The sequence below is a fragment of the Streptomyces sp. NPDC079167 genome (genome assembly GCF_040686735.1).
In the GTDB taxonomy this organism is placed as follows: Bacteria; Actinomycetota; Actinomycetes; order Streptomycetales; family Streptomycetaceae; genus Streptomyces.
On record NZ_JBFBLO010000010.1, the window covers coordinates 222,595 to 238,186 of the forward strand.

General features: G+C 71.3%; 14 protein-coding genes. 6 read left to right on the plus strand and 8 right to left on the minus strand.

The genetic code is table 11. The features are described from left to right. Positions 1-28 precede the first annotated feature (28 nt). Together AB0P41_RS22345 and AB0P41_RS22350 are read right to left on the minus strand one after the other, a co-directional pair. On the minus strand, positions 29-883 hold the full coding sequence (locus tag AB0P41_RS22345; RefSeq protein WP_365933707.1) for an ABC transporter ATP-binding protein: 855 nt from the start codon (positions 881-883) through the stop codon (positions 29-31). 161 nt (positions 884-1,044) lie between these two features. Continuing rightward, the gene (locus AB0P41_RS22350) at positions 1,045-1,920 is read right to left on the minus strand and encodes an AraC family transcriptional regulator (RefSeq protein WP_356709802.1); all 876 of its coding nucleotides are present in this window, start codon (positions 1,918-1,920) and stop codon (positions 1,045-1,047) included. Between the two features lie 92 nt (positions 1,921-2,012). Between AB0P41_RS22350 and AB0P41_RS22355 the strand changes: the two genes are divergently transcribed. Together AB0P41_RS22355 and AB0P41_RS22360 are read left to right on the plus strand one after the other, a co-directional pair. Continuing rightward, entirely contained in the window at positions 2,013-3,080 is a 1,068-nt protein-coding gene (locus tag AB0P41_RS22355; RefSeq protein WP_365933709.1) for a P1 family peptidase, read from the plus strand. A gap of 153 nt (positions 3,081-3,233) precedes the next feature. After that, complete coding sequence (locus tag AB0P41_RS22360) at positions 3,234-3,980, plus strand: DUF6227 family protein (RefSeq protein ID WP_356709806.1); 747 nt, start codon at positions 3,234-3,236, stop codon at positions 3,978-3,980. A gap of 14 nt (positions 3,981-3,994) precedes the next feature. Here the strand turns inward: AB0P41_RS22360 and AB0P41_RS22365 are convergent, their stop codons facing one another. Further along, the gene (locus tag AB0P41_RS22365) at positions 3,995-5,569 is read right to left on the minus strand and encodes an MFS transporter (RefSeq protein WP_365933711.1); all 1,575 of its coding nucleotides are present in this window, start codon (positions 5,567-5,569) and stop codon (positions 3,995-3,997) included. A 61-nt stretch (positions 5,570-5,630) separates the two neighbouring features. On the opposite strand from AB0P41_RS22365, the gene AB0P41_RS22370 reads away from it, so the two are divergent. Then, positions 5,631-6,611 carry a YafY family protein gene (locus AB0P41_RS22370; protein ID WP_356709811.1) on the plus strand — a complete coding sequence of 327 codons (981 nt, stop codon included), beginning with the start codon at positions 5,631-5,633 and terminating at the stop codon, positions 6,609-6,611. Positions 6,612-6,744: 133 nt separating this feature from the next. Here the strand turns inward: AB0P41_RS22370 and AB0P41_RS22375 are convergent, their stop codons facing one another. After that, positions 6,745-7,746, minus strand: a complete 1,002-nt coding sequence (locus AB0P41_RS22375; RefSeq protein WP_365933713.1) for a sigma-70 family RNA polymerase sigma factor — start codon at positions 7,744-7,746, stop codon at positions 6,745-6,747. A gap of 151 nt (positions 7,747-7,897) precedes the next feature. On the opposite strand from AB0P41_RS22375, the gene AB0P41_RS22380 reads away from it, so the two are divergent. Next, positions 7,898-8,476, plus strand: coding sequence for an N-acetyltransferase family protein (locus tag AB0P41_RS22380; RefSeq protein WP_365933714.1), 579 nt, complete (start codon positions 7,898-7,900; stop codon positions 8,474-8,476). Here AB0P41_RS22380 and AB0P41_RS22385 read toward each other — a convergent pair. Continuing rightward, entirely contained in the window at positions 8,424-9,206 is a 783-nt protein-coding gene (locus AB0P41_RS22385) for a class III extradiol ring-cleavage dioxygenase (RefSeq protein WP_356709815.1), read from the minus strand. The genes AB0P41_RS22380 and AB0P41_RS22385 overlap by 53 nt on opposite strands. Positions 9,207-9,387: 181 nt before the next feature. Between AB0P41_RS22385 and AB0P41_RS22390 the strand changes: the two genes are divergently transcribed. Beyond that, on the plus strand, positions 9,388-9,900 hold the full coding sequence (locus tag AB0P41_RS22390; protein ID WP_356709817.1) for a MarR family transcriptional regulator: 513 nt from the start codon (positions 9,388-9,390) through the stop codon (positions 9,898-9,900). A gap of 33 nt (positions 9,901-9,933) precedes the next feature. Here the strand turns inward: AB0P41_RS22390 and AB0P41_RS22395 are convergent, their stop codons facing one another. Together AB0P41_RS22395 and AB0P41_RS22400 are read right to left on the minus strand one after the other, a co-directional pair. Next, positions 9,934-11,454, minus strand: a complete 1,521-nt coding sequence (locus AB0P41_RS22395) for an MFS transporter (RefSeq protein ID WP_365933717.1) — start codon at positions 11,452-11,454, stop codon at positions 9,934-9,936. Positions 11,455-11,647: 193 nt separating this feature from the next. Beyond that, entirely contained in the window at positions 11,648-12,304 is a 657-nt protein-coding gene (locus AB0P41_RS22400) for a TetR/AcrR family transcriptional regulator (protein WP_356709821.1), read from the minus strand. 252 nt (positions 12,305-12,556) lie between these two features. Here AB0P41_RS22400 and AB0P41_RS22405 point away from each other — a divergent pair, with 252 nt between their 5' ends. Then, positions 12,557-13,834, plus strand: a complete 1,278-nt coding sequence (locus AB0P41_RS22405) for a M6 family metalloprotease domain-containing protein (RefSeq protein WP_365933719.1) — start codon at positions 12,557-12,559, stop codon at positions 13,832-13,834. Here the strand turns inward: AB0P41_RS22405 and AB0P41_RS22410 are convergent. Continuing rightward, positions 13,821-15,548 carry a class I adenylate-forming enzyme family protein gene (locus AB0P41_RS22410; RefSeq protein WP_365933721.1) on the minus strand — a complete coding sequence of 576 codons (1,728 nt, stop codon included), beginning with the start codon at positions 15,546-15,548 and terminating at the stop codon, positions 13,821-13,823. The genes AB0P41_RS22405 and AB0P41_RS22410 overlap by 14 nt on opposite strands. Positions 15,549-15,592 lie beyond the last annotated feature (44 nt).

The window sequence follows — 15,592 nt, forward strand, 5'->3', positions numbered from 1 at the left end:
CCGCTTCGGGGGGTGGCGTCCGGCCGCTTCAGCCGGGACGGCGCCCGATCGGGTCGATGCGGAGACGGCCCGTGCGGGGGTCGACGCCGACCTCGACACGGATGTCGTAGACCTCGCCGATGTTCTGCGCCGTCAGGACGTCGACGGGTGCGCCCGCCGCGTGCACCCGGCCGGAGCGCATCAGGATTAGCGTGTCGGCGACGCGGGACGCCTGGTCGAGGTCGTGCAGCACGATCCCGACCGCGATGCCGTGGTCCTCGACGAGATCGCGCACCAGGTCGAGCGTCTCGATCTGGTAGCGCAGGTCCAGGTGGTTGGTCGGTTCGTCCAGCAGTACGACGCCGGTGTCCTGCGCCAGGCAGGCGGCGAGCCAGACCCGTTGCATCTCCCCGCCGGAGAGCTCCCCGACCGGCCGGCCTGCCATGTCCCGTACGCCGGTCACGCCCATGGCACGGTCGACGGCGCTCCGGTCCTCGGCGGTCGGTCCGGCGAAGCCACGCCGGTAGGGGTGGCGGCCGAACGCCACGACCTCCGCGACCGTCAGCCCTTGGGGCGCCGGCCTCGACTGGGAGAACAGCGTGACCTCTCGGGCGAACTGCCGGGCGCTGAGCAGCGCCGCGTCGCGCTCGGACGGTCCGCCGGGGGCGCCGAGCGTCACACGGCCGTCGTCCACCCGGTGCAGGCGCGACAGTGCGCGCAGCACCGTGGACTTCCCGCTGCCGTTCGGTCCCACCAGGGCCGTCGCACGTCCGGGTTCCAGGGCCAGCGAGACACCGTGGACGACCTGTGTGCCGCTGTACCGCAGCACCAGGTCGTGCCCGTTGAGGGCGGCCGCCGGTGTGGCGGCGTCGGCCGCGGGGCGACGGGAGGGGCTCGTGAACATGGGTGGGTCCGGACGCTCGGAGGGACGGGGACGGCACCCTCCGTCCGGCTTTCGCCGGCCGGGCAGCGGACGCTCCCACGCACGGAAGCACCGCGCGCGGCGAGCAAGAACTTAGGGTCGCCTAACTCCTGAAGGGTATGTTCCGCCTGCCGCGTCGGCAATCAGGAGTTTTGGACAGGCAATACGGGATTCCGGACATCCCCGGACGAGCTGCCGCCCGCGTCGAAGTAGGCGCCCGGCGTGGTGCCCATGACCCGCCGGAACGAGGCGATGAAGGTGCTGGGCTGCGCGTAGCCGAGCGACTCCGAGACGGTCGCCACGTCGAGCCCCTCGGAGAGGAGCGTCAGCGCCCGGTGCACCCGCAGCACCTGCCGCCACTGCGCGAAGGACAGGCCCGTCGCGTGGCGGAACGCGCGGGTGACCGTACGGTCGCTGATCCCCAGCCGCCGGGCCCACTCCTCCAGCGAGCGTGGGTCCGCGGGATCCTCCAGCAGCGCTTCGGCGATCGCGTCGATCCGCGGGTCACCGGGCAACTGCAGCACCAGCTGTCGCTCCGACGGCTGGAGCACGTCGAACACGACGGACTCCGCACGCGCCCTGGCCCCCGCGTCGAGATCCGTACGGGACAGATGGGTCAGCAGCGACTCCAGCAGCGGCGTCATCGCGATCGCCTGCGGCCCCTCGAACGCGAACGGCGCACGGTCGGGGGCGAAGAAGGCCTCGTAGAACCTGGCACCCGCCGTCGCCCTGCCGCCGTGGACCAGCCCGGCGGGCATCCACAGCCCCTGCCCCTCGGACACGGTGAAGACACGGTCCGCCACCCGGGACGTCAGCGTTCCGCCGCGTACCCAGACCAGCTCGTGGAGGGAGTGCGAGTGGGGCGCCCACTCCGTGGGAACGGAAGGTATCCGCAGCCCGGCGATGATGGCGAACGGGGCCGGCGCCTGCACGTGGAGCGGCGCTACCCGGCGCACGACGGTGCCCGCCTCGCGCCGCCACATCCCGGGACGCGCGTCGCCAGAGGACGGTTGGAACATGAGTACGACTCTATCCGGCCCTCCTCCGCTCCCCCGCCCGCCGCCTGTACGTTCGCCCCTGCACGGTGACCCGCACTCACGAGGAGCTCTCCATGACCGAGGAACTGCCCGGCCGGGGCCCGCTGGACGCGCTGACGGACGTGGCCGGTATCCGCGTCGGGCACGCCGGGGTACCGGGCGAGGGCGCACTGAGCGGGACCACCGTCGTCCTGGCCCCCGAAGGGGGAGCCGTGGCGGCCGTCGACGTACGCGGCGGCGGCCCCGGTACCAGGGAGACGGACGCCCTCGATCCGCGCAATCTGGTGCAGCGGATCGACGCGGTCGTCCTGACCGGCGGAAGCGCGTACGGGCTCGACGCCGCGTCCGGCGTGACGGCCTGGCTGGAAGAGCAGGGACGCGGTGTCCGGGTCGGCCCGGACCCCTCCCAGGTGGTCCCGGTGGTGCCGGCGGCCTGCCTCTTCGACCTGGGGCGGGGCGGTGAGTGGCGGGCCCGCCCCGACGCGTCGACCGGCCGCGCCGCCGTGGAGGCCGCCGCCGCCTCCGAGCCGGGTGCGCGGGTGCCCGAGGGCTCGGTGGGAGCGGGCACGGGAGCGGTGGCCGGGCAGCTCAAGGGCGGTGTCGGAACGGCGAGCGTGCGCCTGCCCTCCGGGGCCACGGTCGCCGCGCTCGCCGTGGTCAACGCCGCGGGCTCCGTCGTGGATCCACGGACGGGGGTGCTGTACGGGGAGTACGGCGCGGGAGAACCGCCCGCGCACCCCGCGCCCGCCGTGCACGAAGCCGCGCTCCGGCGGCTGGCGGAGATCCGGGACGCGCGAACCGACCGGGCGGCCGGGGGCGCCTTCAACACCACGATCGCCGTCGTCGCGACCGATGCCGCCCTCACCCGGGCCCAGGCGCAGAAGCTCGCGGGAACGGCGCACGACGGGCTGGCGCGCGCCGTCCGGCCGGTCCACCTGCTCACCGACGGGGACACCGTCTTCGCCCTCGCCACCGGCCGCATGCCGTTGCCCGAGGAACCCGTCGCCGAGCTCGACGCCGTCCTGGCGGCGGGGGCGGACGCCCTGGCCCGCGCCATCGTGAAGGCCGTCAGGGCGGCCCGGGGTGCCGACGGCCCCGGGGGCACCTTCCCCTCGTACAGCGAGCTCTACGGCCCCTCCTGAAGCGGCCGGGAAACTCTCGCACACCCTCCCGAACAGGCGGGAACTTTCTGCGTGCGCGGTACGTTTTTTGCGAACCCCGGTCACGATGTCAGACCCAGGGACTACGTTATGCACGCATCGGGTAACACGCGGCGACGGCCTGGAGACAGCACCTTGAGCGATCCGTACGAGACAACCGAGCAGCACCTCGAGCGACTCCTGCGATGCGCCCTCAACTCCTTCGACCTGTCCGACACGACGGTCGACCGGCTCGGGACGGCACTGGCGCACAGCAGCGCCCTGCACTCGTCCCACCACAGTTCCGTACTGCACCGCGAGACCTACCGGCACACGTATCTGCTCTCCGACGGCACCACGCTCACCCTGTGGGAGCTGGTCCACGGCGGCGGCAGGGACGTCCCGGCCCCTCTCTCCCACGAGCTGTACGACGACGAGGGCGACGCCCAGGTCGCCGCCGCGCGCCTCGCCGGCAGCTTCTGGGACACCCCCGCCCTCGGCGACGACAGCCTGCGGGAGGACCTGGAGGCGCTCACCCTGCTCATGAGCGTCCCCCCGGCCCCCCTGCCCCGCGTGTACGCCCCGGACAATTCGGCGGACCACGCCCGCCGCGTCCTGCGCCGCGCGGAGAACGGCGACCGGCCGGGCGCCGCGAAGGCCGGACTCCTCCGCGCCGCCTTCGCCCACCACATCACCCAGGTCTTCGGCCGCCAGTGCCACGTCGGCGGACGCGACGCCGGTTTCACGCTCTACGAGCACGCCTTCCTCCTCCTGGACGGCAGCGAGACGAGCCTGTGGGAGGTCGAGCACACGGCCACACCCGACGGCCGGCACATGTGCGAGGTGTACGACGACGAGCAGAGCGCCCGCATGGCCATGGAGAACCGCACCCGGATCTGCTGACCCGGCCGTCCGGTTCAGCTCGTCAGCACGGGCTCCTGGCGGACCTCTGCGTCCTGAGGCTCCCCGGGGCCCGTGTCCTCGTCGGTGCCGCCCTCCAGATGCACCTGGGGCCTGGCAGGCAGGGCGAACATCACGAGAAAGATCACCGCGAGCACCCCGGCCACCCACCACAGCGACTGCTGGAACGCGTCCACGAACGCCGCACCCATCGCCTCCGGCGGCAGCCGGTCGCTGATCGAGCCGAAGAAGACGACCGAGACGAGGCCGAGCCCGAGCGCCGTGCCCATCTGCTGCAGGGTGTTGATCAGCCCGGACGCCGAGCCGGAGTGCTCCTTCGGCACTCCGGAGAGCACCACGTCCGTCAGCGGGGCCACGATCAGTCCCATGCCGACGCCCATGACCACCAGCGGGAGTGCCATCTGCCAGGGGCTGATGGCCAGGCCGTAGCGCCCGGCCTCCCAGATGTAGAGCAGCAGCCCGGTGATCATCAGCAGGGCGCCGGCCTGCAGCACCTTACGGCCGAAGCGAGGCACCAGCTTCTGCACGGAGATCCCCGCCGCGGCCGAGACGGCGACCGAGAACGGGATCCCGGTCGAACCGGCCCGCAGGGCGCTCCAGCCGAGCCCCATCTGCAGGTAGAGCGTCCAGACCAGGAAGAAGATGCCCAGGGCGATCCCGAAGGTCAGCTGCACGGCGGTGCCCGCGGCGAAACTCTTCACCCGGAACAGCGAGAGTTCGATGAGCGGCGAGCCGTCCCGGTCCGCCTTCCGGCGCTCGAACACGATGAGCGCCGCGAACACCAGGAGGCTGGCGGCCATCGACACATGGCCCCACACCGGCCAGCCCAGCTCACGTCCCCGCGTCAGCGGGTAGAGCAGCATGAGGAGGCCGAGCGTCACCAGGGCGACGCCGGTCAGGTCCAGCCGGAGCGCCTTCGGCGCCTTGGACTCGCTGATGAACTTCCGCCCGAGCACCAGTCCGGCGATGCCGACGGGCAGGTTGATCAGGAAGATCGGCCGCCACTCGAGGCCGAAGAAGTTCCACTCGGTGAGCAGGGCGCCCAGCAGCGGTCCGGACACCGCGCCCAGCCCCACGATCGCGCCGAACAGCCCGAAGACCTTGCCGCGCTCGTGCGCCGGGAAGGTGGCGTGCACGATCGACAGCACCTGCGGCACCATCAGCGCGGCCATACCTCCCTGCAGGATGCGCGAGGCGACCAGCATCTCCGGGTTCACGGCGAAACCGCAGAGGGCCGAGGCGATCGTGAAACCCCCTATGCCGACGAGGAACAGCCGCTTGCGGCCGTAGATGTCACCGAGCCGGCCGCCCGTGATCAGACCGGCCGCGAAGGCCAGGGCGTATCCGGCGGTGATCCACTGGATCGACGTGAACGAGGCGCCGGTGTCCCGCGTGATGCTCGGGATGGCGATGTTGACGATCGTGACGTCGACCAGGTCCATGAAGGCCGCGGTCATCACGATCGCGAGCGCGAACCAGCGGCGCCGGTCCGCCGGGTCCTGCGGCGTGGCCGGCTTTGTCGGCGCCGTGCGGGCGGCTGCCGTGGCCGGCGAGGATTCGGATGAAGTCATGGGAGGAAGCTAGGAGCCCAACAGGTCGGACCGTGACCTAATGGGTGGGCATGCTGAACCCATGACCGACACCCCGGCACGACTGCTGAAACTGCTGTCGCTCCTCCAGACACCTCGCGAGTGGCCGGGCAGCGAACTGGCCGAGCGGCTCGACGTCACCGCGCGCACCATCCGCCGCGACATCGACCGGCTCCGCGACCTCGGCTATCCGGTCGAGGCGTCGCGGGGCTCGGTCGGCGGTTACCGCCTGGTCGCGGGCACCGCCATGCCGCCGCTCCTCCTGGACGACGAGGAGGCGGTGGCCATCGCGGTGGGCCTGCGGGCCGGGGCCGGTCACGCCATCGAGGGCGTCGACGAGGCATCCGTACGGGCGCTTGCCAAGTTGGAGCAGGTGCTCCCGTCCCGGCTGCGCCACCGTGTCTCCTCCCTGCAGAACGCCACCGTGCCGCTCACCCGCGGCGACGGTTCGACCATCGACCCCCGCACCCTCACGGCGATCGCCTCGGCCGTCACCGGGCGGGAACGGCTGCGCTTCGCCTACCGCTCCGGGGACGGCACCGCCTCCAAGCGCCAGGCCGAGCCGTACCGGCTGGTGAGCACGGGCAGCCGCTGGTATCTCGTGGCGTACGACATGGACCGGGAGGACTGGCGCACCTTCCGGGTGGACCGGGTGAGCGAGCCGTTCGCCACCGGCTCCCGTTTCACCCCGCGCGAGCTGCCCACCGAGAGCGGGGACGCCGCGGAGTTCTTCGCGCGGTCGATGTCTCGTACCCAGCCCGAGCTGCGTCTCGATGTGGTCTTCCGGGCCCCGGCGGGCTTCGTGACGGCACGGCTGCCCTCGACGCTCGGGCCGGTGGAGCCGACGGGAGAGCGGAGCTGCCGGCTGCGCACGGTGTCCTCCGACTCGCTGGAGTGGGTGGCGCTGCGGCTGGCGCTCGTGGACTGCGAGTTCGAGGTGCAGGGGCCGCCGGAGCTGGTGGAGCACCTGAGCGGCCTGGGCGCCCGGCTGACCCGGGCCGCGTCACCCCGGCAGCCGACGTGAACGGAGGGCGGACATGAATGAGCCCCGGCGCCGGGGGGGGGTGGGCGCCGGGACTCAGCTCAGGGGACCGGCAAGGAGACCGGTCGTCGGGCCGGTGCGAACCGGCTTGACGGTGAGATTACGGGTTATCGGCTCACGCCGCAGCGTCAAAGCCCGTGTCGTGAGCCATTCGCTTCAATTCGAGCAATGCGTGCTTCTCGATCTGGCGGATCCGCTCCCGCGTCAGACCGTGCTGCTTGCCCACCTCGGTGAGGGTCCGCTCGCGGCCGTCCTCGATGCCGTACCGCATCTTGATGATGGAGGCGGTGCGGTTGTCGAGCTTGGAGATCAGCTCCTCGAGCTCCTCGCTGCGCAGCAGAGTCATCACGGACTGCTCGGGCGACACGGCGGAGGTGTCCTCCAGCAGGTCTCCGAACTGCGTGTCGCCGTCGTCGTCCACGGACATGTTCAGGCTGACCGGGTCACGGGCCCAGTCCAGGACGTTGCCCACACGCTCGGTGTTGGAGTCGAGCTCGGCGGCGATCTCCGCGTGCTCCGGGTCGCGCCCGTGCTCACGGTTGAACTCACGCTGCACACGCCGGATCCTGCCGAGCTCCTCCACGAGGTGGACGGGGAGCCGGATCGTACGGGACTGGTCGGCGATGGAGCGCGTGATGGCCTGCCGGATCCACCACGTGGCGTACGTCGAGAACTTGAAGCCCTTGGCGTAGTCGAACTTCTCGACCGCGCGCACCAGGCCGGCGTTCCCTTCCTGGATCAGGTCGAGCAGGGGCAGACCCGCCCTTGGGTAGCGCCTGGCCACGGCAACGACGAGCCGCAGGTTGGAGCGGATGAATATGTCCTTGGCGCGCTCGCTCTCGGCGACCAGCGCCTCCAGCTCCTCACGCTTCGCTCCGCCGGCCTCGCTCTCCACCACCCCGTCGAGGATCTGCTGGGCGAAGACGCCCGCCTCGATCGTCTGCGAGAGCTCGACCTCCTTGGCGGCGTCGAGCAGCGGTGTGCGAGCGATCTCGTCCAGGTACATGCCGACCAGGTCGCGATCGGCGATCTCCCCGCCCACGGCGCGAACACTGCTTGCCCGGTCGGTCCCGCCGGTGCTGGCGGACGAACGACGGGCGACGGCACGGGTTGCCATGCGTGCTCCCTTGCTGAGTAGGTCGCGACACCCTCCCGGGTGCCCTGCATCCGATGGAAACAACGACTGGAATCCGGACAGAATTCCCATGGGGCCCATTCACTTTCGAGATCATGCAGTACCCTGTCGCCCCCGAACATGAGGACACAAGGTGCAGATACCCACAGAAGTGCAGGTCAGGCCCGGTGTGGAAGCCGACCTGGACGCCCTGACGGACATCTACAACCATTACGTCCGTGAGACGGCGCTCACTTTCGACACGGCTGCCTTCACCCCGCAGGAGCGCCTGCCGTGGTTGCGTTCCCATCCGGAAGACGGCCCCTACCGGCTCCTGGTTGCTCTGGACCCGAGTACCCGGCACAACGCTCCGCATGTCCTCGGCTATGCCACCAGCAGCCCCTTCCGCCCCAAGGCCGCCTACGGCACCTCGGTCGAGGTGAGCGTGTACTGCGCCCCCGGGGCCACGGGCCGCGGCGTCGGCACCCTCCTGTACAAGGCGCTGTTCGAGGCGCTGACCGGCGAGGACATCCACCGCGCGTACGCCGGCATCGCGCAGCCGAACGAGGCGTCGGTCCGGCTGCACCACGCCTTCGGTTTCCGGCACATCGGCACCTACACGGAGGTGGGCCGGAAGTTCGGCCGGTACTGGGACGTGGCCTGGTACGAGAAGCCGATGCTCAGCCGAACTGCACCGAGCGCTTCGCCAGACCCATCCAGAAGCCGTCGATGACACTGCGCCCCTGATCGAGGTCGCCCTCGGCCGCGCCGAGGGTGACGAACAGCGGCGCGAAGTGCTCCGTGCGGGGGTGGGCCAGCCGGCCGGCCGGTGACGCGTGCTCGAAGTCCAGGAGGGAGTCGACGTCCTGCGCCTGGAGCGCCCGGTGCCCCCAGTCGTCGAACTCCGCCGACCAGCCGGGCGTGGAGCCCCCGGAGTGCCGCAGCGCCGCCAGGTTGTGCGTGAAGAAGCCGCTCCCGACGATCAGCACACCCTCGTCGCGCAGCGGGGCGAGCTTGCGCCCGACGGCCATCAGCTTCTGCGGGTCGAGCGTCGGCATCGAGATCTGGAGAACGGGGATGTCGGCACCCGGGAACATCTCGACCAGCGGCACGTACGCCCCGTGGTCGAGGCCCCGGTCGGGGATGTCCTGGACCGGGGTCCCTGCGCCGCGCAGCAGCTTGCGGACGTCGTCCGCGAGCTTCGGGGCCCCCGGGGCGGCGTATTCCACCTGGTAGTAGCGCTCGGGAAAGCCCCAGAAGTCGTGGACGAGTGGCACGGTCCCGGTGGCGCCGAGGGCGAGCGGGGCCTCCTCCCAGTGCGCGGAGACCATCAGGATCGCCTTGGGCCGGGGCAGCCCCGCCGACCAGGCGGCGAGCTCGCCGGGCCAGACCGGGTCGTCGGCGAGGGGCGGCGCGCCGTGGGAGAGATAGAGGGCGGGCATACGTTCCGCGGCGGCTGTCATGACACTCCCGTTCCTCTGCCGATCAAGGTATGTGTGTTCAATACAGGTACCGGGAACCGGCATCTGCGCGAGCACCGCTGATTCGCGACCGGCCCTTCGGACCCAGGTCTTTGAATCTTCAAGTTCCAACTACCAGAGACCTTAGCTCTATCTAGTTCAACTTTCAAGAAAAGGTCGTACAGTGGAGTACATGACCACGGCATCACCCGGCGAGCCCCGGTGGCTCACCGACGAAGAGCAGAGCGTGTGGCGCGCCTACCTCCACGCCACCACGCTCATGGAGGACCATCTCGACCGCCAGCTGCAGCGCGACGCCGGCATGCCGCACGTCTACTACGGGCTGCTCGTCAGCCTCTCCCAGGCCCCCCGGCGGCGGAAGCGCATGACCGAGCTGGCCAAGGACGCCAAGATCACCCGGTCCCGCCTCTCGCACGCCGTCGCCCGGCTGGAGAAGAACGGGTGGGTCCGCCGCGAGGACTGCCCCTCCGACAAGCGCGGCCAGAACGCGATCCTCACGGACGAGGGCTACGCCATGCTGGCGCGGTCCGCACCGGGGCACGTCGAAGCCGTACGCCAGGCGATGTTCGCCCGGCTCAGCCCTCAGCAGGTGCAGAGCCTCGGCGAGATCATGCAGGTCATCGCCACCGGCCTGCAGCCGGAGGGCACGGACGCGGATCTGCCCTGGCTCCGCTGAGCGGAACCAGGGCAGACGTACCGAACCGTGCGCTCAGTGCGCGACGACCGGGATCCTGAACTCGTCCTCGACCCCGTCCGCCAGGTCCCCCGAGCCGCTCGCGGCGCCGGTGCCCGGACGTCCGGTGTTGATCAGGGTCACCGCGATCGCCGAGGCGGCGACCAGGATGCCGACCGCCCACCAGATGGCGCTGGAGAAGCCGGCGACCATGGCCTGCAGCTCCAGCAGCTTCGGGTCGCTCGCACCGGCCGCGTGATCGGCGACGTACGCGGTGGTGGCACCGGCGGCGATGGTGTTGAGCAGCGCGGTGCCGATGGCCCCGCCGACCTGCTGCGAGGTGTTCACCATCGCGGAGGCCACTCCCGCGTCACGCGGCTCGATGCCGTGCGTGGCCAGTGACATGGCCGGCATGAACGCCGTACCCATACCCAGGCCGAGCAGCAGCTGGCCCGGCAGGATGACCGCCGTGTACGAGGTGTTGATGTCCAGCTGGGTCAGCAGCAGCATGCCGACGGCCGCCACCAGGAACCCGGGGCCCATCAGCAGCCTCGGCGGGACCCGGGTCATCAGCCGGGCGCCGATCTGCGTGGAACCGGTGATCATGCCGACGATCATCGGCATGAACGCGAAGCCGGTCTTGACCGGCGAGTAGCCCTGGACCACCTGCAGGTAGTACGTCAGGAAGAGGAAGAGCCCGAACATCGCGATGATGGCGAGGCCCAGCGAGAGGTAGACCCCTCCACGGTTGCGCTCCATCAGCACGCGCAGCGGCAGCAGCGGCGACTTCACACGCGCCTCGGTGGCCACGAAGGCCGCCAGCAGCACCGCGGCCGCGACGAACATGCCGATGGTCAGCGAGTCCGACCAGCCGGCCGACTCGGCGCGGGTGAAGCCATACACCAGCGCGACCAGACCGAGGGTGGACAGGACGACACCGGGGATGTCGAGGGGCGAGCGGTTGCGGCTGCCGGCCGGTTCACGGATGACGAAGTAGGCGCCGGCTGCGGCGATGATCGCGAACGGGATGTTGACGAAGAAGGTCCAGCGCCAGTTCAGGTACTCGGTCAGGAAGCCGCCCAGGATCAGGCCGACCGCGCCACCGCCGCCGGCGATGGCCCCGTAGATTCCGAAGGCCTTGGCGCGCTCCTTGGCGTCCGTGAACATCACGGCGAGCAGGGAGAGGGCCGCCGGGGCGAGCAGGGCGCCGAAGACACCCTGAAGGGCGCGGGAGCCGAACATCATGGCCTCACCCGTCGCCGCGCCGCCGAGCGCGGAGGCCGCGGCGAAGCCGAGCAGGCCCACGACGAAGGTGCGCTTACGGCCCCACAGGTCGGCGATGCGCCCGCCGAAGAGGAGGAGACCGCCGAACGCGAGGGCGTAGGCGGTGATGACCCACTGCTTGTTCCCCTCGGAGATGCCCAGGTCGGTCTGGGCGGAGGGCAGGGCGATGTTCACGATGGTCGCGTCGAGCACGACCATCAGCTGGGCGAGGGCGATGAAGGCCAGCGCTTTCCAGCGGCTGGGATCCGGAAGGGTGCCGGCTGTTTTCGACATGGGAGTAGCCACCTAAGGACACGAGGAGTCACGGATCCGGCGCACGGGCCGCGGACGGGCTCGTGTGCGGAACCGGAAAAGGGCGAACGGTGCCGACGGCCGGACACATCAGGTCCGGGCCGGCTTTCAGGGCTGGTGCGGCCGCCGAGGGCTGCTTACTGAGGGCTGGGGGTCGGTTTCCGGTGCACGGGCGTCAGAGCCCGCTGCGCAGGTCCTCCAAGGTCGCCGCCGATCCGGGCAGCTCGGAGCGGGCCGGGGCTTCCAGACCGTCCAGGAACAGCTGGAGATGGCGGTGGGTGAACCGGTCGATGTCCAGGCAGGCGATGCCGGGCAGCGGCCGGGTGAGCTGGGAGAGGGCGACGAGTACGTCACCGACGGCGATGTCGGTGCGCAGCCTCCCTGCGGACATGGCACGCTCCACGAGCCCTCCGACGGCCTCTTCGAGGCGTCGGCGCTCGGCGAGCAGTTCGGGATGGTCGGTGTCGAAGCCGCCGGACAGCATCGGGCACAGGGCGCCGATCCGTTCGTCGGCCGCCGCGTGCACGAAGCGGCTGAGGGCGGCGAAGGGGTCGGACTCGGCCTCGACGGCCTCCTCCAGCCGGTCGGTGGTACGGGAGGTGACGGCCAGGACGACCTCGTGGATCAGGGCCGCCCGGTCGGGGAAGTTGCGGTAGAGCGTGGCGTTGCCGACTCCCGCCCGCCGCGCGACCTCGTCGAGCGGCACATCCGGGCCGAACTCGACGAACATCTCGCGCGCGGCCCCCACGATCCGCTCCCGGTTACGCAACGCGTCGGCCCGCGGACGGGACGTACGGCGCTGTGCGGCGCAGGTGGCGACGGAGGACTTCACGGCTTCCCTTCCCGTTCGGTGACCGGCCCTGGCTCCAACCGGGGACCGCGTCCCCGTTTCGCGGGGACACAGGTGCAAACGGGGAGCGGGTCCCCGCTTATTTCCCACCCCCATGTGTCCCGCGTCACACCATCTCGGGCCAGAAACCCTCCATCGGCGCACCCAGCGAGCGGTCCCCCACGACCCGGCGGAGGCTGATCGCCAGAGTGCAGTCAGGGCCGGCCGACTGCCGCGGACCAAAGGCGACGCCCTATGCCGCAGCCCCGCCACCGGATACGCGGACACCGCCGCCCCCTCGCGCTCGCCGGAGCGACAGCCCTGGTCATCGCCACGATGGCATCGGCCAGCTCCACCCTCCCCCTCGCCAGCCGCGCCTCCGCCGGACCGGCGGCCACCCCCCGGGGCACCGGCCTCGCACCGTGCCGAATACCCACGGCCATGGGCGTACAGATGTCGGAGGGCATGCCGACGCCCCCCGGCTACGCACGCTCCACCGGCCGCGTCAAAGCACTCAACCTGATGATCGACTTCCCCGACGCGCAGGCGACGGAACCGGCCGGGGACCGGCTCGCGGAATTCTTCCCGCAGACCTCCGACTGGTTCCGCACCAGCTCCTACGGCCGGCTCACCTACCTCCCCGAAACACCCGTGAAGGACTGGCTGCGGATGCCGCTGCCCTTCTCCGAGTACGGGATCGAGCGCGGCTCACCGTACGAACCGGGCTACCGCGAGATGGTCAAGGACCTGGTGGCCGTCGCCGATCCGAAGGTCGACTTCTCGGCCTACGACCTGGTCAATGTGCTGGTCACCCCGAACGCCGGCCCCTCGGCACTGGACACGGTCCTCTCGGTGACCTTCTCCGGCAACGACGACGCCCCGTTCGCCGACGGCACCCCGCTCGCCAACACGTCCTTCGTCTACAGCCGCCAGGACGACGGCTCGGGCTCGTACGCGGAGACCGGCTACCGGGTGCTGCCCCACGAGAACGGCCACGTCTTCGGGCTGCCCGACCTCTACACGATGGAGGGCGGCGGCTCCGTGGGGCACTGGGACATCATGTCCGAGGACTGGGGGGCCAACAACGACCTCCTGGGCTGGCACAAGTGGAAGCTCGGCTGGCTGACCGACGACCAGGTCAGCTGCGCCGCCATGCCCGGCACCAGCGAGCACGTCCTCGGACCGCTGGCCACGAAGGGCGGACCCAAGCTGGCCTTCGTGCCGGTGAGCGCGGAGTCCGGCTACGCGGTGGAGGTACGGACCGCGGAGGGCAACGACGAAGCGGTCTGCCGGCCCGGCGTCCTCATCTACAAGGTGAGCTCCGACGTCGACACCGGCCAGGGACCGGTCTCCGTCGAGGACAGCACCGAGGACAGCGGCGGCTGCACCCGGCGGCCCAATGTCCACGCCGAGCTTTCGGACGCCCCGTTCGAGCCGGGCGAGACCTTCACCGACCGGGCCGACGGCATACGCATATCCGTACGGGAGAAGGACGCCGACGGGAACTACCGGGTACGGATCACCCGGCCGTAGAGCCCTGGGAACCCTGCCGCGCGTACGCCTGGACCATGCCGCGCAGCTCCCGCTTGAGGATCTTCCCGGTGGCGTTCCGCGGCAGCGACTCCCTGGTCACCAGCACATGGGCGGGGACCTTGAACGCCGCCAGGCCCCGGCCCACGTGCTCCCGCAGCGCCCCCGCCGTGACGGTGGAGCCCGGGCCCACCAGGACCACCGCCGCGACCTCCTCGCCCAGCACCGGGTGCGGGACGCCGAGCACCGCAGCGTCCTCGACGTCGGGGTGGCCGTGCAGCGCGGCCTCGACCTCCACGCAGTACACGTTCTCGCCGCCCCGGACCACCATGTCCTTGATCCGGTCCACGACGGACACCCGCCCGTCCCGGACGACGGCGAGGTCCCCCGTACGGAACCAGCCGCCGGTGAACGCCTCGGCCGTCGCCGCCTCGTCACGCCAGTAGCCGCGCACCAGGGACTGGCCGCGCAGCCACAGCTCGCCGGTTTCTCCGTCGGGGAGCGCCTCGCCCCCGGGTCCGGCGATCCGCACCTCGGTGACCGGCGTAGGGGTGCCGACGGAGTCCGGGTGCGCCCGGTAGGCGGCGCCGAAGGCGGCCAGCACCCCGCCGCTGGTCTCGGTCAGGCCGTAGCCGTTGCGCGGCTCGATCCGCTCGCCGTGCCGGGCCGTGAGCCGGGCGACCAGGTCAGGCGGGGCCACGGCTCCTCCGGTGTTCAGCCCCCTCAGGCTCTCCAGGCCGTCACCCGCACGCTCCGCCGCCGCGAGCAGCTGGAGCGCGGTGGCCGGGACACCCGCGTAGTGGGTGACCCCGTGCCGCCGGATCAGCCGCAGGGCCTCCTCGGCGTCCCACTTCTCCATCAGGACGAGGGTGCCGCCCGCCGCCATCGCCGCGTACAGGCCGGTGAACGCGGCGACGTGGAAGAACGGGAACGTCATCAGCGTGACCGGCGCCGGCCCCTGCCCCGGGACCACTCCACGCCGAAGCGCCGAGACCGCCGCCTGGAAGCGCGGGTTGAGGGCCGCGCCCGCCTGCGCGAGATGCGTGGCCACGGCTCCCTTGGGCCGCCCCGTCGTACCGGAGGTGTAGATGATCGTGGAGTCGTCCTCGGGCCTGATCTCCACCTCGGGCGGCGCGGCGTACGGATCCGGCTCCGGCAGGTCGGCGTACCGCTCGGCCCCGGGCGGCAGCTCCCCCTCACCGTGAAAGACGACGAGGCGCGCCCCGGTCCTCCGGCTCCGGTCCGCCACCTTCGGCAACTGCTCCCCGTCGACCAGCAGCACCGCCGGCTCGCAGTCGTCGAGGGCGTGACCGAACTCCGCCTCGGTCCACCAGCAGTTGAGCGGTACGGCGACGAGACCGGCGAGCTGGGCCGCCCAGAACGCGATCTGCCATTCGGGGCGGTTCCGCATCGCCACCACGGCCCTGTCACCCGGGCGGAGCCCGTACGTCCCGGTGAGCCGCCGGGCGAGCGAGGAGGCGGCCGCGAAGAACTCGCCGTACGAGCAGGTCCGTCCGCCCGAGATCAGGAACGGCTGGTCGCCGAAGGCCCAGGTTGTCTCACCGAACTCCCGCAGGGTGCGCGGTCCGTTCGCGTAGACGAGGGGCCCGTGCTCGGCGCGCACCACGGCGAACGGCGCCCCGGGACCGGTCAACGACGCCTCGATACGGGCGGGGGCTGCGAGCTCGGGCGAACTGCTGGGTTCGGCGTGCGGCACGGACGGCCTCTCGATGCACTGCGGACTGGCTCAGCGACCCGGCG